Source organism: Pseudomonas sp. QS1027 (assembly GCF_002814235.1).
Lineage (GTDB): Bacteria > Pseudomonadota > Gammaproteobacteria > Pseudomonadales > Pseudomonadaceae > Aquipseudomonas.
This window is the reverse complement of the sequence record NZ_PHSU01000019.1, coordinates 90,413-113,499: the sequence shown is the minus strand read 5'-3', so window position 1 is coordinate 113,499 and position 23,087 is coordinate 90,413. Positions and strand designations below refer to the sequence as shown.

Annotated in this window: 17 protein-coding genes; 9 read left to right on the top strand and 8 right to left on the bottom strand. The window is 60.2% G+C overall.

The window, feature by feature from the left end:
* Positions 1–27: 27 nt before the first annotated feature.
* The gene (car, locus tag CWE01_RS18265; protein WP_177410493.1) at positions 28–3,492 is read left to right on the top strand and encodes a carboxylic acid reductase; all 3,465 of its coding nucleotides are present in this window, start codon (positions 28–30) and stop codon (positions 3,490–3,492) included.
* 150 nt (positions 3,493–3,642) lie between these two features.
* Entirely contained in the window at positions 3,643–4,725 is a 1,083-nt protein-coding gene (locus tag CWE01_RS18260; protein WP_100941938.1) for a 3-deoxy-7-phosphoheptulonate synthase, read from the top strand.
* 40 nt (positions 4,726–4,765) lie between these two features.
* On the opposite strand, the gene CWE01_RS18255 is transcribed toward CWE01_RS18260, so the two are convergent.
* The 6 genes from CWE01_RS18255 to CWE01_RS18230 all read right to left on the bottom strand — a co-directional run bounded on the left by CWE01_RS18255 (position 4,766) and on the right by CWE01_RS18230 (position 10,836).
* The gene (locus tag CWE01_RS18255; RefSeq protein ID WP_100941937.1) at positions 4,766–5,641 is read right to left on the bottom strand and encodes a DNA/RNA non-specific endonuclease; all 876 of its coding nucleotides are present in this window, start codon (positions 5,639–5,641) and stop codon (positions 4,766–4,768) included.
* Between the two features lie 73 nt (positions 5,642–5,714).
* A complete protein-coding gene (locus CWE01_RS18250; RefSeq protein WP_100941936.1) occupies positions 5,715–6,557 on the bottom strand; it encodes an ABC transporter permease in 843 nt (280 codons plus the stop codon).
* Between the two features lie 7 nt (positions 6,558–6,564).
* Complete coding sequence (locus CWE01_RS18245) at positions 6,565–7,437, bottom strand: ABC transporter permease (protein WP_100941935.1); 873 nt, start codon at positions 7,435–7,437, stop codon at positions 6,565–6,567.
* Between the two features lie 10 nt (positions 7,438–7,447).
* Positions 7,448–8,560 carry an ABC transporter substrate-binding protein gene (locus tag CWE01_RS18240; RefSeq protein ID WP_100941934.1) on the bottom strand — a complete coding sequence of 371 codons (1,113 nt, stop codon included), beginning with the start codon at positions 8,558–8,560 and terminating at the stop codon, positions 7,448–7,450.
* Positions 8,561–8,652: 92 nt separating this feature from the next.
* Positions 8,653–9,744, bottom strand: coding sequence for an ABC transporter ATP-binding protein (locus tag CWE01_RS18235; RefSeq protein ID WP_100941933.1), 1,092 nt, complete (start codon positions 9,742–9,744; stop codon positions 8,653–8,655).
* A gap of 186 nt (positions 9,745–9,930) precedes the next feature.
* Entirely contained in the window at positions 9,931–10,836 is a 906-nt protein-coding gene (locus tag CWE01_RS18230; RefSeq protein WP_100941932.1) for a LysR substrate-binding domain-containing protein, read from the bottom strand.
* A 191-nt stretch (positions 10,837–11,027) separates the two neighbouring features.
* Here CWE01_RS18230 and CWE01_RS18225 point away from each other — a divergent pair, with 191 nt between their 5' ends.
* The 4 genes from CWE01_RS18225 (at position 11,028) to CWE01_RS18210 (ending at position 16,181) form a co-directional block, all read left to right on the top strand.
* Entirely contained in the window at positions 11,028–12,632 is a 1,605-nt protein-coding gene (locus CWE01_RS18225) for a 5-guanidino-2-oxopentanoate decarboxylase (protein ID WP_100941931.1), read from the top strand.
* 102 nt (positions 12,633–12,734) lie between these two features.
* Positions 12,735–14,480, top strand: coding sequence for an amidohydrolase (locus tag CWE01_RS18220; RefSeq protein WP_100941930.1), 1,746 nt, complete (start codon positions 12,735–12,737; stop codon positions 14,478–14,480).
* Positions 14,480–15,424, top strand: coding sequence for a GTP-binding protein (locus tag CWE01_RS18215; protein WP_100941929.1), 945 nt, complete (start codon positions 14,480–14,482; stop codon positions 15,422–15,424). The genes CWE01_RS18220 and CWE01_RS18215 overlap by 1 nt, the downstream gene beginning before the upstream one ends.
* Before the next feature lies 1 nt (position 15,425).
* On the top strand, positions 15,426–16,181 hold the full coding sequence (locus tag CWE01_RS18210) for a class II aldolase/adducin family protein (protein WP_100941928.1): 756 nt from the start codon (positions 15,426–15,428) through the stop codon (positions 16,179–16,181).
* A gap of 10 nt (positions 16,182–16,191) precedes the next feature.
* On the opposite strand, the gene CWE01_RS18205 is transcribed toward CWE01_RS18210, so the two are convergent.
* Positions 16,192–16,737: a DUF4123 domain-containing protein gene (locus CWE01_RS18205; protein ID WP_100941927.1), complete on the bottom strand. Its 546-nt coding sequence runs from the start codon at positions 16,735–16,737 to the stop codon at positions 16,192–16,194.
* Positions 16,734–17,336, bottom strand: coding sequence for a hypothetical protein (locus CWE01_RS18200; protein WP_100941926.1), 603 nt, complete (start codon positions 17,334–17,336; stop codon positions 16,734–16,736). The genes CWE01_RS18205 and CWE01_RS18200 overlap by 4 nt, the downstream gene beginning before the upstream one ends.
* A gap of 397 nt (positions 17,337–17,733) precedes the next feature.
* Between CWE01_RS18200 and CWE01_RS18195 the strand changes: the two genes are divergently transcribed.
* From CWE01_RS18195 to CWE01_RS18185, 3 genes are read left to right on the top strand one after another with little or no spacing between them, the layout of a single operon-like run.
* A complete protein-coding gene (locus tag CWE01_RS18195; protein ID WP_100941925.1) occupies positions 17,734–19,659 on the top strand; it encodes an IucA/IucC family siderophore biosynthesis protein in 1,926 nt (641 codons plus the stop codon).
* A complete protein-coding gene (locus CWE01_RS18190) occupies positions 19,649–20,878 on the top strand; it encodes an MFS transporter (RefSeq protein WP_100941924.1) in 1,230 nt (409 codons plus the stop codon). The genes CWE01_RS18195 and CWE01_RS18190 overlap by 11 nt, the downstream gene beginning before the upstream one ends.
* Positions 20,875–22,995: a TonB-dependent receptor gene (locus CWE01_RS18185; protein ID WP_100941923.1), complete on the top strand. Its 2,121-nt coding sequence runs from the start codon at positions 20,875–20,877 to the stop codon at positions 22,993–22,995. The genes CWE01_RS18190 and CWE01_RS18185 overlap by 4 nt, the downstream gene beginning before the upstream one ends.
* The last annotated feature ends 92 nt before the right edge of the window (positions 22,996–23,087 follow it).

The following is a 23,087-nucleotide window of genomic DNA, read 5'->3' as shown; positions in this document are numbered from 1 at the left end:
CTGCCAATTTTAATCAAGGAACGTATTATGGGCTTGGCAAAAATCGTCGCTGATACAATGAGCAAGTATGCTGATCGTCCGGCTATCGGGGAGCGTGACCGAAAACTTCGGACTGATGAATCCGGCAAGACAGTCTCGGTCCAATGGCTACCTCAGTACAGCACGATTACTTATCAGGAGCTTTGGGCCCGAACGGGGCACCTGGCGTCAGCACTGCACCATCATACGGCTGCGCCTTTAGAGGCAGGTAGTACCGTTGCATTTCTGGCCTTTACCAGTGGCGACTATGCGCTGCTGGACCTTGCCTGTATTCGCCTGGGGGTCATCGCCGTCCCGCTTCAAACAGGATCGTCGGCTGCCCAGATAGACTCGATTCTTCAAGAGACCCAGCCGTTGATATTGGCGGTGAGCGTTGATTATCTCGACATTGCGCTCAAGGCATCTCTGAAGACCCCCTCTATTCAACGGATCTTGCTGCTGGACTATATACCCGAAGTCTCCGAGCACGCCGCGAAGCGTGAGCATGCACTGACGGCCCTGGCCGCTCACTCAAGTGCGGTCTTGATCGAGGATTTGAAACATCTTTTGCAAGTAGGCGCTTCATTGCCCGAAGTCCCCTTGTATGAGAGCGCGTCTGCCGACGATGAACTGTCCATGCTGATTTACACTTCTGGCAGTACCGGCGCCCCCAAAGGTGCCATGTACACTCAGAAACTGGCATCTGGCATGTGGGGCGGCTCTTGGTCGACGATTTTTTCCGAAGAGCGAGCTATCACCTTCCACTACATGCCGATGAGCCATGTGGCCGGTCACTCGTCGCTTAAAAGCACGCTTGCCAGAGGTGGAACCTGTTACTTCACCGCCATGAGCAACCTTTCAACCCTGCTCGAAGACATCTCGTTGGTTCGCCCCACGGAATTATCCCTGGTGCCGCGGATATGCGAGATGATCTATCAAAAATACCAGGGCGCACTCGTTAGAAACAAAGCCGTCCAGGGTGATGCTGTGGCCTTGGCGATTCTCGAGACGATGCGTACTCACGACCTAGGCGGCCAGGTCAGTTGGGCAAGTTGCAGCTCTGCACCGTTGTCCAATGAGCTGAAGGTCTTCACCGAGGCCTTGCTGAATATTCCGCTGCACAATGTCTACGGTTCGACAGAAGCGGGAGCCATCTGGATCGACAACGAACTGCTCTCCCCGCCGGTCGAAGACTATAAGATCATTGATGTCCCGGAACTGGGTTATTACAGAACCGACTCGCCCTTCCCCCGTGGCGAGCTGCTTCTGAAAACTCAATCGATTATCCCGGGCTATTACAAACGACCCGAGCTGGCCGCTGAGCTATTCGATGAACACGGATACTACAAAACCGGGGACATCGTGGCGGAAACGGGCCACAAACGACTGGTTTATGTAGACCGTCGCAAGAACGTCATAAAGCTTTCCCAAGGGGAATTCGTTGCAACCGCTCAATTGGAGACCCTGTTCTCAGCAATAGCGGATATCCAGAATATTTTCGTACATGGACGTAGCGAGTGGTCGCACCTCCTCGCCGTCGTCGTTCCCTCAGATCGCCTTATAAAACGCTTCGAAGGCAAACCCGAACAGATCAAATCGTTTCTCGGCGAAGCCATACGAGGCCTGGCAAAAGAATCACAGCTGCGCAGCTATGAGATTCCCAGGGACTTCCTGATCGACAGCGAGCCCTTTACTCAAGCCAATGGCCTGCTCTCTGACCATGGAAAACCGTTGTGGCCGCGGTTACGAGAAAAGTACGCACAGCCGCTTGAAGAATTGAATGATCAACTCATGGCCAATGAGCGGGATAAACTCCATGATCTCCATGATCGGGTAAACCAACAGCCCGTGATTGAAACACTCAAGCAAGCTGTGCGCAGCCTGGTCGGCGCCTCCGCTGAGGAAATAAATCCCCAGGCTCAATTCAGAGATATGGGGGGAGACTCGCTATCGGCGGTCAGTCTCTCCTCGATTCTTTCCCAAGCTTACGGGATCAGCGTTCCGGTCGATCTGTTGATCAGTCCGGCCTACGACCTTCAGCACGTCGCGGACTATATTGAACGTACGCTGCAATCGGGCCTCGTGCGCCCATCGGCGGCCTCCATTCACGGCGCCGAGACGAAGACCTTCCACGCGAAAGATCTGTCACTGGAAAAATTCATCAGCTCGGATGTCCTGCAAAATGCCCATGGACTGCAAGCCTCTGTAAGATCGCCCAAGACGATCTTGTTGACGGGATCGACCGGATACCTGGGCAAGTTCCTGGCCCTTCAGTTGCTGGAAGCGTTCGGCGAAACGGATGGCAAGCTCATCTGCATCGTACGAGGAAAGGATACGACTGCTGCGGCCAAACGACTGCATGAGTCGTTTGGTAGCCTGAGCTCGCCGATTTTCCGAAAGGTACAGTCGCTCTCCACACTCCATCTGGAAGTTTTGGCCGGAGACATCGGAGAACCTGCGCTAGGCCTGGACCAGGAAGCCTGGGAGCGGTTGGGTCGGGAAGTCGATCTTATCGTCCATGCCGGGGCATTGGTGAACCACGTTCTTCCCTATAGCAGCTTGTTCGACGCCAATGTCACCGGCACAGGGGAAATCATCAGCCTGGCGCTCACCCACCATCTGAAACCGGTGGTGTTTCTATCCAGCATCGCAGTCGCCTCCTTGTTGAGTGATCCCGCTACCCTGGACGAGGACTCTGACATCCGTGTATCAGCCGCCTCGCTTGAGGTGGAAGACACTTATGCGGCTGGCTACGGCCTGAGTAAATGGGCGAGCGAGGTCATGCTCAGAGAAGCTCATACGCGCTACGGATTACCCGTCACCACGTTCCGCTCAAGCATGATTCTGGCGCATAGCCAATACCCCGGACAGCTCAATATCCCCGATATGTTCACTCGCCTGCTGCTGAGTATCGGACTTACGGGCATTGCTCCCTTGTCTTTTTATCAGCCGCCAGGCCAGGAGGGTGGGCAACCCCATTACGATGGTTTGCCTGTCGACTTCACCGCCTCGGCGATTCTGAAAATCGGGGTTCGACAGTCTTTTGCAGACTATAGATCCTTTAATCTGGTGAATCCGCATGACGACGGTATTTCACTGGATAGTTTTATCGACTGGATGATTGAGCAAGGTATCAAAATAAAGAAAATTGATAACTATTCGGATTGGTTCAGCCGATTTGAAACAGCGTTGAGAGGTCTACCTGAACGGCTGAAACAACACTCCTCACTCACGCTGATTCATGGTGTCAGCCAGCCCGCCGAGATCGTCAGTGGCTCAAATATTGTGTCCACGCGTTTTCAAGAAGCCGTCAAAGCCGTGGGCTCCGATAATGAAACATTCGAAATCCCTCATCTTTCGGAATCTCTTATTCGTAAATACATTGCTGACTTGCAGATACACGGTCTTCTGGAAAAAAAACAGCGCCCTTCCCTTCATCGCCGGTCCACAGCCGCACTGGAACTGCAGCCATGAATATTCCGGGGGTTATAAAGCAACCTTAACGGACTAAACCTGTAAGTCTTACTCACCGCGTATTGAAACACTCCCCACTCTCGACATTATCCGACAGCCGTCCTGGAAAAACCTGGGCGGCACCACTTCGCTCAGGATCAGGCAACCGATATGAACTCTCATTCCGTCGTTTCACCCGTATCCCTATCTGTACAGCCATCTCTCCAAGGGCAACTTCCCAGTTCGCTGACACTTAAGCAAAAACTTCCGCTCAGCGCTGCTGTCATGCGTCAGGTTCAGGAAAACCGAAAAGCGATACGAGCCATCTTGAATGGCGAAGACCAGAGGTTGCTGGTGATCGTCGGCCCCTGCTCACTTCACCATGCCGATTCCGCACTTGAGTTTGCTGAAAAGCTTTCGGTATTGGCTCAGTCCGTTAGCGATGAAATATGTTTGGTCATGCGAACCTATGTGGAAAAACCACGTACTACGGTTGGCTGGAAAGGCTTGGCCTATGACCCTTGGCTCAACGGTAGCAACGATGTGCATACCGGCCTGGACGTTTCAAGGAGCCTGCTGCGTGAGATCGTGGCCAGGGGCTTGCCGATTGCCAACGAACTCCTGCAACCCATCGCAGCGGGTTACTTTGATGATTTGCTGAGCTGGGCTGCGATCGGAGCACGCACCACCGAATCGCAAATCCATCGCGAACTGGTAAGTGGGCTGGACTTGCCGGTTGGATTCAAAAACAGCACTGATGGCAGCATCTCAATCGCCTGTGACGCCATGCGGGCTTCAGCCCACCCACATACCCATTTTGGCGTGAACGGCAACGGGCACTCGGCCGTACTTCGAACGGATGGCAATCCTGACACCCATCTGGTTCTGAGAGGCGGTGCTTCAGGTCCCAACTTTGATCGACTGAGTATCGCCGACGCCAAGTCGGCCATGAACAAAGCCTCCCTTCCCTCGCGAATTTTGGTCGACTGCAGCCACGCCAACAGCAATAAAAGCCACAGTCGCCAGCCCGAAGTTTTTACCAACGTCCTGGAGCAACGCCTTGAGGGTGAATATGCGCTCAAGGGTATGATGCTGGAGAGCCATCTTTACGAGGGCTCACAAACACTAGGTGAATCCATGCGTTACGGAGTTTCAGTGACTGACTCATGCCTGGGATGGGACGATACCGAAGCCCTTTTGACCCGTGCGGCAACGGCGTTGGCGAGGGCCAAACCGTTGATGAAAGTCGGCTAACCCCGGCTTCAAAGCACTCCGAAAAACAGACGCCCGCCCCTCAAGAACGAACCACCGAGCCCGAAACCGGCAGATTGTCCAGCAGCTTGAGCCCGGTGGTTTTCACGAACGTCTCATAGTCCATCGGCTTCTCGATGCGGGTTTCCGCATTTGGTAGCACATAGGCCCAGGCTCGCCTGGACGACACGTCATAGACCAGCTTGAACAGGCGCGTGGGCACCCAGACCTGGTCATCACCAATGGTCCCATGGCCCTCGTCGAAGATCGGACCGGTAAAGACAAACACATTGCCCTCGGCCCGCGCCGCGAACTTTCTGACATCGGCCTCGACCTTGCTCCAGATCTTGCGGTTATTGGTCGGGTCCTGCGGGACCATGTTCGACAGCGCAAAGGACTGCGCCATGGCATTCGGATTCGGCGCATCGGCCGCCGGCGCCTGGTGGCCACGATCCACGGCCGGATGTTGGGCCCGGTAGTCGCTCAGTTCGGCTCGCGCACCTTTGGGAATGCGCGGATCCGGGTAGAACTGATTGGTACGCTCCTCCCCTTTCGCATTCTGTAGCTGGGCCGCGCTCAGGCGCTCCACCACCACGAGCGGGGTCTTGCTGGTTTGCGAGTACAGCACCGCAAAGCTGTCGGAACACAGGGCCATGGGTTTCATCGTCGCCGGCACACTGGCGGTGCTGATCGGCCTGGCGCCCGGGAACAGGTCGGCACAGCTGTCGAATGAAGCCTGCTGCTGTTGGTTCGAATACAGGTCAATCGCCGCGCCCTGGCTGATGGAGCCTGAGCGGTGCCCTTGTCTCTCGTGCTGGCTGGGTGGATCGATAAGGTCCAGCAGGTTGCGCGCTTGTGCGGCGTCGGCAGAAAACAACACAAGGGCGGACAGCCCCACTGCGATATGGCGTAGGTTCATGCTTGGATTCTTTGAATTGGAGTGCGGGGATACAGATGACAAAGCCCTCTGGACGAGGGCTTGGAGGGGCGTTTTACGCGTTATGAGCGGAAATTGCCAGCCGCGCGCGCTGACGCTTGTCAGCCAGGTGCTGAACCACCAGCCGGCCAATCAACACCAGCAGTGTCAGGGTAATCAGCAGGACCGAAATGGCCGCGACACTCGGGTCGACGTTATCGCGCAAGCCGCTCCAGATCCTTTTCGGCAGCGTGTCGACATTGACGCTGGTGATAAACAGCGTCACCGCCACCTCCTCCCACGACAAGGCAAAGCCCAGCAGCGCGGTGGAAGCCAACCCCAGTTTCAGGTTCGGCAGGATCACCATGAAGGTGGTCTGCATCAGGCTGGCACCGAGGTTGCGCGACGCCAGTTCGATGCGCCGATCAATCTGGCTGAGGGCAACCAGCATGGTCACCACCCCGTAGGGCACCACCATGATCACATGGGCAATCACCACACCGGTCAGGGTGTCGTAGCCGATACCCGGTGCGTAGCGACCGAGCTTGGTTTCCATGAAGTACAACACCAGGGCTGAAATCACCGGTGGAATGGCCATCGGCAACAGCACCAGGCCCATCAACGCCGTGGCCAGGCGTGAACGCATATACCAGATGCCGAGGCTGAAACTGGCCGCCAGCAACGTGGCGATCACGCTGGTGGCCAAGGCGATGATCAGGCTCTGGCTGATGGCATTGAACCAGTCCGGATTGCTGACCAGGGCTTCATAGTGCCGCAGGGACCAGTTGCCCTCCGGCATCGACAGGAAGCGTTTGCTGGTGAAGGAGACGGGAATCACCGTCAGCAGCGGGAACAACATGAAGGCCATGGCGACCACGGCCAGCAACCGGGTACTCAGGCTTGTGCGATGGGTATTCATAGTGATCTCAGCCTACCAGTCGGTTCACACGGGTCATTTTCAGCAGCACCCAGATCAACGCGCTGACCAGGATCAGCAGCACCACGCTGAGGGCCGCGCCCAGGCCCCAGTTGCTGGTCTGGAACATCTGCAGGAACACGTACTCGGCGATCATCACCGTTTGCCCGCCACCCAGCAGCACCGGGGTGATGAAGAACCCCAGGCAGAACACGAAGACCATGATGAAGGCACCCAGCATGCCCGGCAGGGTCTGCGGCAGCAGCACTTGCCAGAAGGTGCGCAAGGCACCCGCCCCCAGGCCCCGCGAAGCCATGAGGATGCGCGCGTCCAGCTGGCGCATGCTCGACAGCAACGGGAACACCGCGTACGGAATCATCACGTGGAGCATGCCGATCACCACGCCGATTTCATTGCGGCTCAACTGCAACGGGTGATCGATCAGGCCCAGGGCCAACAGGCTTTCATTGAGCACACCGTTGCTGCGCAGGGCGATCAACCAGCCGAAGGCCCGGACCAGCACGGAAATCCAGAACGGGATGAAGATGCAGATCTCCACCACCCGCTGCCAGAACGGCGGGCTGAACACCCAGCAATACGCCAGCAGGTAGCCGATCAACAAGGCCAGGCAACTGACGGTCAGGCACAGGCGCAAGGTGCGCCAGAGCATGTCGTGGATCGCCGGGTCAGTGGCAATGCGCTGATACTGCTCGATACCCGGCGTCGGCAGGGAGAAGCTCCAACCGACTACGCCGAGAAACGGCAGCACGTAGAAAATCAGCAGCAACACCGGCAGCGGAAACAGCAGCAAGCCGCGCTCCAGGCCCGGCGAACTGAACCGGGCCTTTGGCTTGCTCAGGGTTGAGGTGAGGGTCGTCGTCATGGTCGATGGCTCACTTGGACAACCGCGTCAGGTACTCTTCCAAGGCTTTCGAGTAGTGGTCGGCATACCACTGGGCGTTGAGGGCGATCTGTTTTTTCAGGTTCGCCACGGAACCACAGTTGGCTTCCAGTTGCTGGGCCGACATCAGTTTTTCGGTAGCGCTGTTCGACGGCCCGTTACCCAGCAATTCAAAGAGCTTGAGCTGGCCTTCAGGCTGCAACGCGTGCTGGATGAATTGCATGGCCGGTTGCGTGCCGCCCGGGTTGCCCTGCAAGACCGCCCAACTGCTGGAGTTGATAAAGCCGTTATCGAAGCTCCAGCGCACGCGGTTATCGGTGTCCTCGGCCAGCAGCTTGGCGCGGGTATGCCAGATCGCCCCCACCGAGACTTCGCCATCGACCATCAGTTGCTGGCTCTCGGCGCCCGAACTCCAGAACGACAGCACATGGGGTTTGATCTCGTCGATCTTGGCCAGCGCCCGGGCGACGTCCAATGGGTAGAGTTGATCAGCCGGTACGCCATCCGCCAGCAACGCCGCTTCGAGCATGCCGTTCATCCATTTGTACAGCGTGCGCTTGCCGGGGAATTTCTTGACGTCCCAGAAATCGGCCCAGGTCTTCGGCCCGTTATCGCCGAATTTTGCGCTGTCCCAGGCCATCACATAACTGAACTGGTAGCTGGCAATGCCGAAATCGGAAGACAGTGCCGGGGCCACCTGGTCGCGCTGGATCACCTTGTAATCCAGCGGTTGCAGGATCTTTTCGCGGCCCAGGACAATGGCGCTGTAGCTCTCGACATCGACCACGTCCCAGCTCGGTTGGCCGCTGGCCAGTTGCGAACGAATGGCTCCCTCGGTCGGGCCGGCGCCGTCGATACGCACTTGAATGCCGGTGTTCTTGGTAAAGGTATCGGTCCAGGCCGAGCGGAAGGCGTTCAGCGCATCGCCGCCCCAGTTGACCACCACCAGCGGCTTGCCGGCCGACCAGCTGATACCGCTGCGCAGTGCCAGCGGCACCGCCGCCAGCAGGCCCATGGCCTGGACGAAGGTGCGACGGTTGATCTGGCCGCCACGGGCTTTTTCGATAAGCACTTCAATACAGTCGCGTTGATGATCCTGGCTCATGGGCAAGTCCTCTATCGGCGGATGTCGCGGCGGACACCGGCCTGTTTTTGTTGTCATTGGGAGAGAGCTTTGTGACGCGTTGTCTTGCGGGGTCAGGCCTGTAGCAGAAAGCTTTGCTGCACCGGCCAGCTCAACCAGACCGGCGCCCCGCTGGGCATCAGTGCGCCAGGGTGGTTACCGGGTACGGACAGGTTGATCGGCAAGGTGTCGCCGCCGACCTTGAGCGCCAGGTGGGTGCTGGAGCCCTGGTAGACCTTGTCGGTGAGTTGCGCAGGCATCACGTTGTAGCCTTCCCGGGTCGGGCATTCGCTGTGCAACTCCATGTGCTCCGGACGCACGGCCAGGACGATGGGGTCCTTGCTCAACGCCGACGGGGCCTGGGCGTGCAACACGCTATTGCCGCAGCGGCCGCTGGCGGTCAGGCCGTTGCGGCTCATGTCGGCCAGCGGGAACAGGTTCATCTTGCCGAGGAACTCGGCGACGAAGCGGCTCTCGGGGTGGTTGTAGATGTTTTCCGGGGTATCGACCTGGGTCAGGCGACCATGGTTGAAAATCGCGATACGCGATGACAGGGCCAAGGCTTCGTTCTGGTCGTGGGTGACGAAGACGAAACTGGTACCGACCTGGCGATGGATGCGCTGCAACTCGGTTTGCAGCTGTTCGCGCAGGTTCTTGTCGAGGGCCGACAGCGGCTCATCAAGCAACAGCAGTTCCGGCTCGAAGACCAGCGCCCGGGCAATCGCCACCCGCTGTTGCTGACCACCGGACAACTCGGACGGCTTCTTGTGCATGTGCGCGCCGAGGCCGACCACTTCAAGAATATGCTTGACCCGGCGCTGGCGCTCCTCGGCGGCGACTTTGCGGATACGCAACGGATAGGCCACGTTGTCCGCGACACTCATGTGCGGGAACAGCGCATAGCCCTGGAACACCATGCCGTAGTTTCGCTTCTCGGCAGAGCGCTTGATGATGTCGACGCCTTGTTCCATCAGCTTGCCCGAAGTCGGGCTGAGAAAACCGGCGAGGATCATCAGCAAGGTGGTCTTGCCGGAGCCGGAGGGACCCAGGAGGGTGAGGAATTCGCCTTGGCGAACATCAAGATCGACGTTATCCAACGCAGCGAAACGACCGTAATACTGGCTGATACCTTGTGCGCTGAGCTGAACCGCTGAACGGCTGGACACTATGGAGTTCCTCTTTTTATTAGCCCATATGCGTACGAGGACGGATGTGAATCCGACATGGGCCTTGGGCTTATTATTGTTAAAAGTTTCGCTACATCAATAGAATTATTTTGCCCGCATTGGTTACTTTTATTGAACAGTTCCCTGGGGTTTTCCATCATCCTCCCCGTCCCGCGCCCTGCCCTTCTAGAGCGTGTCCTGCCAGGCCTGGTGGGATGACTGAAGCTGGGTCTTGACCCAGTTGCTGAAGGCCTGGACCACCAGGCGCTCGGCCTTTTGCGGGTCGGCGGCCAGGTAATAACCACGGTGCAGGTCGATGGTGATATCGAACGGACGCACCAGCAAACCCTTGGACAAGGCATCGCCGCTGATCAGGTTATCGCCAATCGCGATGCCCTGGCCGGCGATGCAGGCGGACTGCGCACAGTGCGCATCGGAGAACAGGATGCCGCTCAGGGCGTTGACGCCCGAGGCACCGGCGGCCGTCAGCCAGACACGCCAATCCGAATAGTCGGTCATGTGCAGCAACGGGTAAGCGCTGAGTTCCTGCGGGTGTTTCAGGCCGCTCAGGGCGTTGATCAGGCGCGGGCTGCAGACCGGGAAAAAGCGCAACGCAACGATTTCCTCGACCACCATTTCCGGCCAGTCGCCAATGCCATAGGCAATGAACAGATCGGCGCCGGGATTGCTGATGTCATCCGGTGTGCGGGGGGAAATCAGCTGCAATTGCACCTGCGGGTATTGGCGCAGGAACGCCCCGATGTGGTGACACAGCCAGTAGGTGGCGAACCCCGGCGCGCAGCTGACACACAAACGCCCGGAGATCTCCTGGTCGTCGACCAACTGACCGGCATCCAGCAGGTTCAACAGAATCCCGTGCACTTCACGGGCATAACGTTCGCCCTGGTAGGTCAGGCCGATGCCCCGGCCAATCCGCTCCGTCAGCGCGAAGCCCACGCACTCCTCCAGCTTGCTGATCTGGTGGCTGATGGCGCTGCGGGTCAGGTTCAGTTCCCTGGCCGCGACCGACACGCTGCCCAGGCGGGCCACCGCGTCCAGGGCACGAAGAGCTGTCATCGAGGGAAAGCGCATAAATCATTCCACTGCAGTCCGAAGTGACGCCTATGGTGACTTAAATCGAACAGTCAGGCCAAAAAAATTCGATTGTTGTATCGGTTGATTCACCAATACTAGGTAAACAAGTCGTCCGGCAGGATGGGCCGGTGAACAGATTCCGTTTGCCTGGCTCACCAAGGCTGGCTCCATTATCAAAGAGGTGCTGCATGACCAGTTGTGCCCAGGCGCTCGTTCAGTTGCTTGAAGGCTATGGGGTTGAAACCGTCTTCGGCATTCCCGGCGTCCACACCGTCGAGCTGTATCGGGGCTTGCACGGCAGCCGCCTGAAGCACGTCAGCCCACGCCATGAACAGGGTGCCGGATTCATGGCCGACGGTTATGCCCGCGCCAGCGGCAAGCCCGGGGTCTGCTTCATCATCACCGGCCCAGGGATGACCAATATCCTCACCGCCATGGCCCAGGCCTATGCGGACTCGGTGCCGATGCTGGTCATCTCCACCTGCAACCGCCGTGAACATCTGCGCCTGGGCCATGGTCACCTGCATGAGCTGCCCGACCAACGCGCGCTGGTCGCGGGGGTCTGTGGGTTCAGCCATACGTTGCAGCACCCGGGCCAATTGCCGGAAGTGCTGGCGCGGGCCTTTGGCCTGTTTGGTTGTAGCCGGCCGCGGCCCGTGCATATCGAGATTCCCCTGGATGTGCTGGAAATGCCCGCTACCGGTCTCGACTTGCGTCCGCGCGCCTTGCCCGCCGCCGCTGCTCCGGCCAACGTGGCCATAGAAGCCGCCGTGGCCTTGCTCGACAAGGCCCGCCGCCCACTGATCCTGGCCGGTGGCGGCGCCCGGCGAGCCAGCCAGGCCCTGACCTTGCTCGCCGAACATTTGCAGGCACCGGTGGCACTGACCACCAATGCCCGAGGTTTGCTGGCGCCCGAACATCCCTTGCTGCTCGATGGCGTGCAGTCCTCCGGCCACGGTCGCGAGCTGATCGCCGAGGCCGATGTGGTACTGGCCGTCGGCACCGAACTGGGAGAAACCGATTATGACTTTTTCGGCTTGGGGCCTTTGGCGTTCAAGGCACCGCTGATTCGCCTGGACATCGATCCGCTGCAGATACTCGGGGTACAACCGGCTGAGGTTGGCCTGCTGGGGGACGCCGAGCAAGGCCTCCGTGCCCTGCTCTCGCACCTGCCACAACGCCAGGCCGATCAGACCTGGGCGAGTGAACGGGTGGCGCGGGTCAATGCGCTCGAGCGTAACGGCTGGAACCAGAAACAGTGTCGCTTGCAGCAGGTGCTCGACACCGTGCGTGATGCCTTGCCACAGCCGCTGATCGTCGGTGACTCGACCCAACCGGTGTATCAGGGCGCCCTGGGTTATCGGGCCCCCACGCCCAACAGCTGGTTCAACGCCGGCAGCGGCTACGGCACCCTCGGCTACGCATTGCCGGCCGCCATCGGCGCCAAGCTCGCACAACCGTTGCGTCCGGTGGTGGCCCTGGTCGGGGATGGCGGCCTGCAGTTCTCCAGCGCCGAACTGATCGCCGCCAGGGAGGCTGGCGCAGGCATCATCCTGCTGCTCTGGAACAACCACAGTTATGCCGAAATTCGCGACTACATGGAGGCGCGAACGGTGCCGTTGGTGGGTGTCGACATTCTCACCCCGGACTTCGCCGCCCTGGCCCGCAGTTGCCATGTTGCCCATCACCTGGTGCGCAATCTGGACAGTTTGCGCGAGCTGCTTGGCCAACGGGATGACCCTCACGAACCGCTGATGATCGAACTGGACGCCGCGGCTTTTCTGGCGACTTGAACGGCGCGGCATCGCACCGCCCACACAATAAAAATTTCAAATTCCCGGGGTGCCGCACGCCCGGTAGACCTTTCTATCTCCCTGAACTCAAAGGTGGCTTACATGGCCGAGTCCGACAACTTCACCTCTACCCATTCCGCGCAAGGGACCTACGCTGATCTGATCCTCGGTAATGGCCGCATCTATACCCAGGATCCGACGAACCCCTGGGCCGAGGCCGTGGCGATTCGCGACGGCAAGTTGATCGGAGTCGCCAGCCTCGACGAGCTCCAGGCCTTCAAGGGCCCGAACACCGTGGTGCATGACCTGCAAGGCGCGTTCTGCATGCCGGGCCTGCACGATATGCACACCCACCCCGACCTGGCGTTGGCCCCGCGCTACAGCGACGACCTGGATGTCGGCATCGAAGACCCGACGCCCGAACAACTGCGCGAAAGCATTCTCGCCTATGCCGACACCCACCCCGGCGACGGCTGGATCTACGGGCAATACTGGGTCCGCTACACCTTCCGCGAAGCCGGGTTGACCCCGGGCCGGGCCTGGCTCGACAGCGTGATGCCGGACCGCCCCGTGGCGCTGCTCGACCGCATGTGGGGCACCATGATGGTCAACTCCAAGGCCCTGGAGCTGGCGGGCATCGATCGTCATACCGCCGACCCGCGCAACGGCTACCTGGAGCGCGATGAACTGACCGGCGAACCCAACGGCCTGATGATCGACGGCGCCTACGCCATGATCCACGCCGCCATGCCGCCGACCCCGGTCAGCGTGTTGCGTCGCGCCTATCGCGATGGCGTGCATTTCCAGAGCTCCCGTGGCGTGACCGCGAGCAAATATGTGCACGTCTGCGAGCAACGCCTGCAAGCCTTGAAAGAGCTGGATGACAGAGGTGAATTGACGGTTCGCATCGAAGCGGCGATCAGTTGGCAGGACGATATTTTCCCGGTACGTCGGCGCTGGGAATTGCTCAGCGGTGAACGGCACTACTACCGCAGCGCACGCCTGAGTGCGAACTCGGTCAAGTTCCACTTCGACGGCACGGTCGAGCCCAAATCCTCGTACCTGCTGACGCCCTGGGGGCAAGAATCGAACTGGCGCGGCAAGCTCAACCTGACCCCGGAACACATCACCGAGATGGTGGTGGACATGGACAGCAAGGGGATCCGGGTGATCGCCCACTGCACCGGCGACGGCGCTTCCGATGTGTTCCTCGATGCCGTGGCCGAGGCCCGCCGGCGCAACGGTTTCAGTGGTGTGCGTCACCAGTGCGCCCATAGCACCCTGCTCCACCCCGGCAACCTGCCGCGCTTCAAGGCACTGGAGGTCATCGCCGAATTCTCGCCGGCGGCCTGGTACCCGACCCCCTTCGCCAGCGGCGCCCGCTCCGGCTACGGCCAGGAGCGACTCAAACGCATCTACGACTTCAAGGGCGTACTCGAAGCCGGCGGCACCGCGGTGATGGGGACTGACTGGCCGGTGGCCTCGATTGATCCGTGGCTGGCGCTGGAAACCATGGTCACCCGGCAGAATCCCTGGAATGACGATCCGACCTGCTTCGGTGAGCCGATCAGCCTTGAACAGGCGTTGAGCGTGATCACGCTCAACGGCGCCATCGCCATGGGCCTGGAGCACAGCACCGGCAGCCTGGAGGTCGGCAAATCGGCGGACCTGATCGTTATCGACCGCGACCTGTTCGCCGAACCCGCGCGCAACTACATCCATCGCACCCACGTGCTGCTGACCTTTGTCCAGGGCCAGTTGGTCTACGACCGCCACTCCACCCTGGCGGCGGCGGGACTCAAAGCCGTCTGGCAAGGCGAACCACCGGTACTGGAGGGCAAGGCGTAATGGACAGCTCACGAATCGCCGTCACCGTCGTTTCAGGCTTCCTGGGAGCGGGGAAAACCACCTTGCTCAATCGCATGGTGCTCCGGGCGCAAGGCGTCCGGCTGGCGGCAATCGTCAATGATTTCGGGGAACTGAACATCGATGCCGCCATCGTTTCCGAAGTCACCGACACGGTGGTCAGCCTGCAGAACGGCTGCATCTGCTGCACCGTACAGGAAGACCTGCTGGCGCAACTGACGAGCCTGGCGCACATGCAGCCCAGGCTTGAACGCATCGTCATCGAGTGCAGTGGCGTGTCCGATCCGCAGCGCATCGTGCAAACCCTGGCCTACCCGCAACTGCGCAGCCAGATGCAACTGGACATGGTGATCACCGTGGTCGACGCCACCCGTCACCTGCAACTGGAGGGTGAGTACGCGCGGCTGGCCAGGGCCCAGATCGCCGCAGCCGACTTGCTGCTGCTGAACAAGACCGACCTGGTCGATGAACAGCAATTGCAGGCGCTGCACGGCACCCTGGGGGCCAGGACCCGGGTGCATGCCAGTGTGCACGCGCAGTTGCCCGATGCGCTGTGGCTGGATTCGCAACCGGACCTGTCATCACGGGCGTTGAAACCGCTGACGCCGGTCTCGACGGATGATCACAGCGAGATGTTCAGCAGTTGGTTATGGCAAAGCACGGCGGCACTGGATATCGAACGTCTGCGGAGTTGGTTGCGGGCACTGCCCAGCGAGATCTTCCGGGTCAAGGGGCTGGTGGTACTGGAGGGCATACGCAAGGCGCACTGGTTGCAGCATGTCGGTACCCGCAGTCAATTGATGCCCTCCGCGGAGGAGGCTGAAACCGCTGCCACACGGCTGGTGCTGATCGCGGGCCGTGGTTTCGACGGCTGGGATGAACTGGGGAAAGGCTTGCAAGCCTGCACAGTGAAAGAGGAAGCCTGAGATGAATGCAACGGAACACGCCTTGCGCGAAGAACTGGCGGCCTGTTATCGCCTGGTTGCGCACTTTCGCATGACCGATCTGATCTTTACCCATATTTCGGTGCGCCTGCCCGGACCGAAGCATCACTTCCTGATCAACCCCTACGGGCTGATGTTCGAGGAAATAACCGCGTCCAATCTGGTCAAGATCGACCTCGATGGCCGCGCCGTGGAGCCGTCGCCGTATCCGGTCAATCCCGCCGGCTTCGTGATTCACAGCGCCATTCACGGCGCCCGTGAAGACGCCCGCTGCGTGCTGCACACCCACACCCGATCCGGTTGCGCGGTCGCGGCGTTGAAGTGTGGCTTGTTGCCGGTGAATCAGATTTCCATGGAGTTCTACGGACGGGTCGCCTACCACGATTATGAAGGCGTGGCCCTGGACCTGAGCGAACAGCAACGCCTGGTCCAGGACCTGGGCGACAAGCCGGTGCTGATGCTGCGCAACCATGGTTTGCTGACGGTCGGCGAGACCGTGAGCCAGGCGTTCCTGCGCATGTACTACCTGGAAAAAGCCTGCGAAATCCAATTGGCCGCGCAGGCCGCCGGTGAGCTGGTATTACCGCCGGCTGCGGTCTGTGAACACACCGAGCGCCAGTTCAACGACCCCGAACGAGCGCTGGATGAAGGCCAACTGAACGATCCGGACGCCCTGCAATTGGCTTGGGCCGCGCTGTTGCGGATGCTTGAACGTGTGGCACCGGGTTATCGGGATTGATGCACGGACTTTATTGCGCACCAGGCACGATCCGCAGGGTTCGATCCTCCAGATCGAACAGGTTCCAGCGCGCGCCTTCATCCGATTCGACCAGCAGACGGTTCAATGGCCCGAGAAATTTCATGAACTCTTCATCGGTGCAAGTGGGCAGGAAGACCGACAAAACCCGTGGATCGTAATACCGAAACATCAGCAGTTTTTTATCTTCGGTTCGCACGCGAAGGAATTTCTTCAGATGTAAACGTATGGCGAGCATCGGCAATGCCGCCGGGGCAAAGATGAATATCCCCCAAGCACGGCCCCACCCTCGCGCCAGCAATTCCCGGGTTGAAGGCGACGTGGGCGTCAGTTGGACAAGGTAAGGAGCCGCCGCCTCAAGACTCGCTGTCAGCGGGCCCGAATACAGGCACGAGAACTGGAGCCCGCTGAGTCGAAGCCATTTCAATATCTCGGGATCACGTGCCCCGTCGAGTACGCAATAGACAGCATCACCTGGCGAGTCTTCTGCGTTTGGCCATAGCAGCGTCATCAGCGAGTCGAGCGCGGTTGAATTCATTCTGTCCCCCCCGCGGCCAGACGCGCAGCTTTATTGCGTTCACATATTTCACAGAAAGGCGTTGCGCTCTTGGCGGCTGCCACCAGTGTCGCCGCCTGGTCATTTTGCACAGCCTGGGTGTTTTTTTGTTGTTCGGATTGAGCGGGAGGTGGCGAGACAGGTACCGGGGTATCCGTTTCTACACTGGGCTTTTTCGCTGGACGACGAACCGCGGGGCTTGCGGCTGGAGTAGCCATCCGCGCCACCGCTTCCGACTCCGGTACCCGGGTACGCGCCATGGGGACGTAGGGATAAACGTAGGCGCACAAATGCCCGCTCTGGAGGTTGCGGGAAAACTGTCTCAGAACTTCCGCGTCGGGTAAGCGGTGGTTATGCGCCAGCTGGCCGGAAAGCAGGGAGCGCACACGATGCATCTCTCCAGCCCCCTGGAAATATCGACGAACAAAACGCTCCACCTGCCACGCCTCACCCAGGTCCATTTTCACCGCGCGCTGGTCGTAGGTCCGGTTGCCCGTCCTCGAATCGAACGGGTCAGGAGCAAACCCGGCCCTGTCGCCAATCTCGACGCGGTCCAGCCCATCGAAAAAACATAACCGCATAGGCTGCTGGCCCTTAAACGGGATAAAGCGTCATTTGTAGCATAAGTGGCCAGGTGTGCGACCCGGTAAACCATTTGTCTGCGCCGACGCCTGGGCAGCCTGCTGGACATCCAGGAAGCCGAACGTCAGCACAAAACCCACCGTAAGAACAGTCCTTGTTTTGTGTAGGAGATCTTTACATTCCTCCCAATGAGCGGGTTCGAGATGCCACCAAAAAACCCTTCAGCGCCTTAAAATACAAGGGCTAGAGCGGTTTCAAGACCTCCTGGAAATGGCCGTATTTCCTGGGGCAATGTAAATTCAAAGATACAAATAGCAATGATTATCATTGGTTTTAGTGTTTTAACTCGTTATCCTCCGCGTGCTTTCAATCAAGGCCAAGTACAAGGAGTCAGACTTGAAAAATGGATACAGCAAGAAACCGCAGGCCCTGCTGAGTCGCTGGAGCGAAGCGCTCGGCACCCCTCTTTTCCAAGCCAACCACATCACTCTCGACGCTCTGGTCAACACCCTCGCACCCGCCGCCGAACGCAGTTTCCAGCGTTTGATCCAGGCGTTGTTCCGCGAAGGTCTGCTGGATGCCGGCGCGCTCGAATACGACGAGCACCCTCGATGCTGGCTGACACTGGCCGACCAAACCCGCCTGTGCTTCGACCATCTGCTGCCCGGGCGCATGAGCAGTTGGGACCTGCGGGGCGATATCACCGCCTACGGCGATGATCATCCACCGCACAAGATCCAGTTCCCCTCGGAACTGCTGGCCCTGCTCAACCATGGCCTCGAGTCGCCTGCCGACGCCGAGGTGCTGCGCCGCCTCAACGAAGAACTCGACGACAGTTTCGCCAACGACACCCTGTGCCTGGCCTTCCACGAGCGCTGGACACTCCAGTTGCATGAGTCCATGGACCCGGTGCATGACGACAATCTGCTGGGTTGGCTCAAGGATGAGCCGAGCGTTGCCAACCCCACCTCCCTGCTTGAACAGTGGGGCACGCTGGGCCATCCATGGCACCCCAACTACAAGACCAAACTGGGCCTGAGCACGGATCAGGTCATCGATTTCTCACCGGAATTCGAAGCCCGTTTCCCGGTGATGCTCTGCGCCTTGCACCACCAGTTTGCCCATGTCGAATCATTGGCCGGCACAGTGGATTACTGGCAGTGGTGGCAAGCCCACTTCCCCCAGGCCGCACAGCAGTTGACCGCGGAATTGACCCGTCAGGGCCTTGAAGCCAGCGACTACCTGCCGCTGCCCGCCCATCCCTGGCAGGCACGCCAGGAGTTGCCGCAGACCTTCGCCAACGAAATCGGCGACCGCCTGCTGGTCCTGACCGATATCGTCGCCTTCACCGCCCTCCCGACCATGTCGTTCCGCACCGTATTGCCCGAAGGCCGCCGTGACGCGCCGATGGTCAAGCTGCCGGTGTCACTGCGCCTGACCAGCGTGCAGCGCACCGTCTCGCCACGTTCGGCGCGCATGGGCCCGCGCATCAGCCATTTGATGCAAACCATCCTGGCCCGCGAACCCGGGATCCGGAACATTCTTGGCATCGTTCCCGAACGTCTCGGCGTGCATTTCAAGCCGCAACCGGCAGACGACGAACGTTCCCGCCACCTGGCCGTGCTGTACCGGGACAACCCGCTGAGCCAGTTGCAGCCGGGCGAAATGGCCATTCCGGTCGGCAGTCTGTTTGCCATCGACCAGCACGGCCAACCGCTGTTGAGGCAGTGGGTACGCCTGGCCAAGGGCACGGACGATAGCGCCGCCATGCAATCGTTCTTCCACGACTACGCGTCGATTGCGGTCCCTGCCCTGCTTGGCATGTACCTGCGCTACGGCGTCGCGTTCGAGGCTCACCAGCAGAACAGCTTCATGATCATGGCCGCGGACGGACAGTTGAGCCGCCTGTTGCTGCGTGACTTCGGCGATATCCGCATCGACCGCAAGACCTTGCACGCACAGGGCCTGGACATCGAACTGCATGATCCGAAGATGACCCTGTATGACGACGCCGGCTTCGTGCGCGACAAGCTGCTGCATACGGTCTTCATGTGTCATCTGGGCGAACTGGTGTTGCTCAGCGCCCGCCACTTCGACATTCCCCAGGCCCTGCTCTGGAATGACCTGGCCACCCAGGTCAGCCAGTGCTTCGACGACTTGCGCGAGCAGGTCGAACCGCAGCGCTGGGCGACCGAGCGCCAGGCCCTGCTGGAACAGGACTGGCCCGCCAAGTCGTTCATGCGCATGCGCCTGCTTGAAAGTCACGCCGATATCGTCGGACGTCTGCGCAACCCGCTGAGCGTCAACGCCGATGGCAGCTAACGACACGGCACTGCGGTTGCTGGTCGGGATTCAGCTGGTGTCCATGGGGGCCATGGAAATGAGCGGTCCCTTCTGGCCCTTGCAGATCCAGAAACTGCTCGGCACCGCCAATGCCCAGTACACCGGCCTGCTCTCTTCGCTGGTGTACGCCGGGCCGATGATGGCGGCGATGATCCTGACGCCCCTGTGGGGGCGGCTGGGCGACCGGACCGGGCACAAGCCGATGATCATTCGCGCGTTGCTGGCGCTGGCGGTCTGCCAGGCGCTGGCCGCGATCACCTTCGATCCTTGGCTGCTGGTGGGCATCCGGGTGGTGCAAGGTGCGCTGGCCGGCTTCATTGCCGCAGCCCAGGCCTACGCACTGGCCTGCTGCGGAGACGGCGGACGCGGGCAGATTCTCGCCCGTTTGCAATCGGCCACCGCGGTCGGCTCGCTGGCAGGGCCGGTGCTGGGCGGCTGGCTGATGGATGTCTCGGGGTTTGCATTGCTGTGCTACAGCGCCACCGCGATTTGCCTGTTGTGTGCGGCGATCAGTCTGTTTTTGCCCAGCGACACCCAACGGGTGCCGGCCAAGCAAAAACCGGCGCACGCGGCGCTGCCCAAGGGTTGGCTGGGGGCCATGCTCGGGGTCATCGTGCTGATCCAGGCCGCCAAGATGATGCCGCAACCTTTTTATGCCTTGTACGTGGCAGACGTCCTGCATGCGCCCGGATGGCTGATCGGCGCCAGTTATGCCGCCAGCGCCGCCACTCTTGCCTTGTCCGCACCGCTGTGGGGTCGACTGTTCGACCGCCATCAGCCCGCGCACACCTTGCGTGTCATCGAATGGGTCGCCTGGGCCTGTGCCTTGACCCTGGCCTTTACCGCCGTGGCCAGCGAATGGATGGGTTTCCTGGCCAGCCGACTGCTGTGGGGCGTGTGGCAAGGCGCGCTGCTGCCCGTCGCCTACACCTTGATCGCCAACACCGTTGCTCCCAGCCAGCAAGGCTTTGCCCTGGGCCTGGGCAACAGCGCCGCCAAAGCCGGCGCGTTGTGCGGAGTTTTGATGGGGGGCATCGGCATGGGGATCGTCGGGGTGGCCCACAGCTTCTGGCTGGTCGCCCTCACCTACGCCGTTGCCGCGCTGGGTATCCGCGCCATCCGATCATTTTCACGAACGCCGGAAACCAGCGTTTTATCGACCCACACTTCTGCGAATCAAACAAAGAAAGAGCCATGAAAAAAATACAACTTTCCATCCTGCTGCCCCTTATCGGCTCGCTGAGCGCGCCGGCCTGGGCCGATCAGAGCGAGTCCGCCCAGGCAGCGCCCGGCACCCTGCAACTGCAGGAAATGGTGGTGTCCGCCACCCGTAGCGAAACCAGCATCGCCTCGATTCCAGGTTCCGTGCAGGTGATCAACGAAGAGCAGATCCGCCAGCAGACCGGCGCCGGACGGCGGGTCGCGGATATCCTCGGCCAACTGGTGCCGGGCATTTCTCCTCCCACCGGCGGCATGAGCAACTTTGGCCAGACCTTGCGTGGGCGCAACACGCTGATCCTGATCGACGGGGTGTCCCAGAACGCAACGCGGGACAACTTTCGCCAGCTCAACAGCATCGCCCCGGAAAGCATCGAGCGCATCGAGGTGGTCTCCGGCGCCAGCAGCGTCTACGGCGCCGGCGCGTCGGGCGGCATCATCAACATCATCACCAAGCGCAACAAGGGTGAAGAGCTGGCGTTCAGCAGCAAGATCGGCATGACCACCGGCAACAACCTCAATAACAAGGGCTTCTCCTACGACGCCTTCCAGAGCGCAACCGGGCGCAAGGACGCGCTGGACTGGTACGTGTCGGCCAACACCGTGCAGCGCAACGACCAGTTCGACGGCAACGGCAACCGCATTCCCCAGGACACGTCCCAGGGCAGCAATATGGACACCAGCACCTACGACCTGCAAGGTCGTTTCGGCTACGCGCTGGATGCCGACAAGAAGATCAGCCTGTCGCTGCAGGACTACAAGGACCAGCAGGACACCGACTACACCAAGGACCCGCGCATCACCAGCCAAGCCGTCGCGGTAAAAGGCCTGAGGCTGGATGACCAGCCGTACACCCATAACCAGGCGGTCAACCTCAACTACACCGACAAGGATTTCTACGGTCAGGGTCTGCAGGTCGAAAGCTACTGGCGGCGCGCCGATGCACTGTTTTTCCCGGACTTGTCACGGGGCCTGGCCGGAATTTCCGACAACAACAGCATCCAGGATGTCTACGGCCTGCGGGCAGCGATCGAAAGCAAGATGCCGGATATCGGCCCGGCCACCGGCACACTGGTCTGGGGCGCCGACTACGATCACGAAACCTCGCGCCAGCGCGGCGATCAGTACACCGTCAATGGGCTGACCTACACCAAGACCGGCACCACCTTTGAAATGGGCCCGGACACCGTGACCGCCACCAAGGCCATTTTCGGCCAGCTGTCCTACGACGTCGGCGACTGGACCCTGCGTGGCGGCGTGCGTCGCGAATGGATCGAAAGCGAGATCGCCGACAGCATCGCCTATGGCGAAATCGTCCAGACCGGCAATCGTGCGACGCTGCCCGGCGGCACCCTGAATTACAACGACACCCTGTACAACCTCGGCGCGGTCTATCACCTGAACGAAAACCAGGACGTGTTCGTCAACTTCAGCCAGGGCTTTTCCCTGCCGGATATCCAGCGTTTCCTGCGTGACGTCAGCAGTACCTACAACATCCATGACCTCAACGCCCAGGCCATCAAGGTCAACAGCTATGAACTGGGCTGGCGTGGCAACTGGGACAAATGGCAGGCCAGCGTCACGGCGTACGAAAACACCTCGGATGTCACCCAGTTCTATGACGCCAACAACCGCGTACTGCGCCTGATCAACCAGAAGGAACGCGTGCGCGGCGTGGAAACCAGCCTGAGCTACAACGTCACGGATCAATGGTCGGTGGGCGGCACCTACGCTTACGCCAAGGGCGAGACCGATCAGAACGGCAAATGGATCGACCTGCCGGCCACACGCATTTCCCCGGCCAAGACCACCGCCTTCGTCGGTTATGAGCACGGCGACTACAACCTGCGTCTGCAAGGCATGCGCCTGTCGGACTATGACGCGGCCTTCAACGACAACAACGGTCGCGACATCAAGGGCTACACGCTGTTCGACCTGCTGGGCTCGGTGGCGTTGCCGGTGGGTCGCCTGGAGGGCGGCGTCTACAACCTGGCCAACCGCAACTACCAGAACATGTTCGCCCAGGCCAACGCCCGTGCGCCTTATCCGAATGCCGAAGGCCGGACCTTGAGCGTGAGTTACGCGGTCGATTGGTAAAACCCGCCCGTGAAGGCGTCAGTCCCTGGCCTTCGCTGGGACTGACGCAGCGCCTTCCCATAAGTAATTCTTCACATTCAGGGGGGAGCATT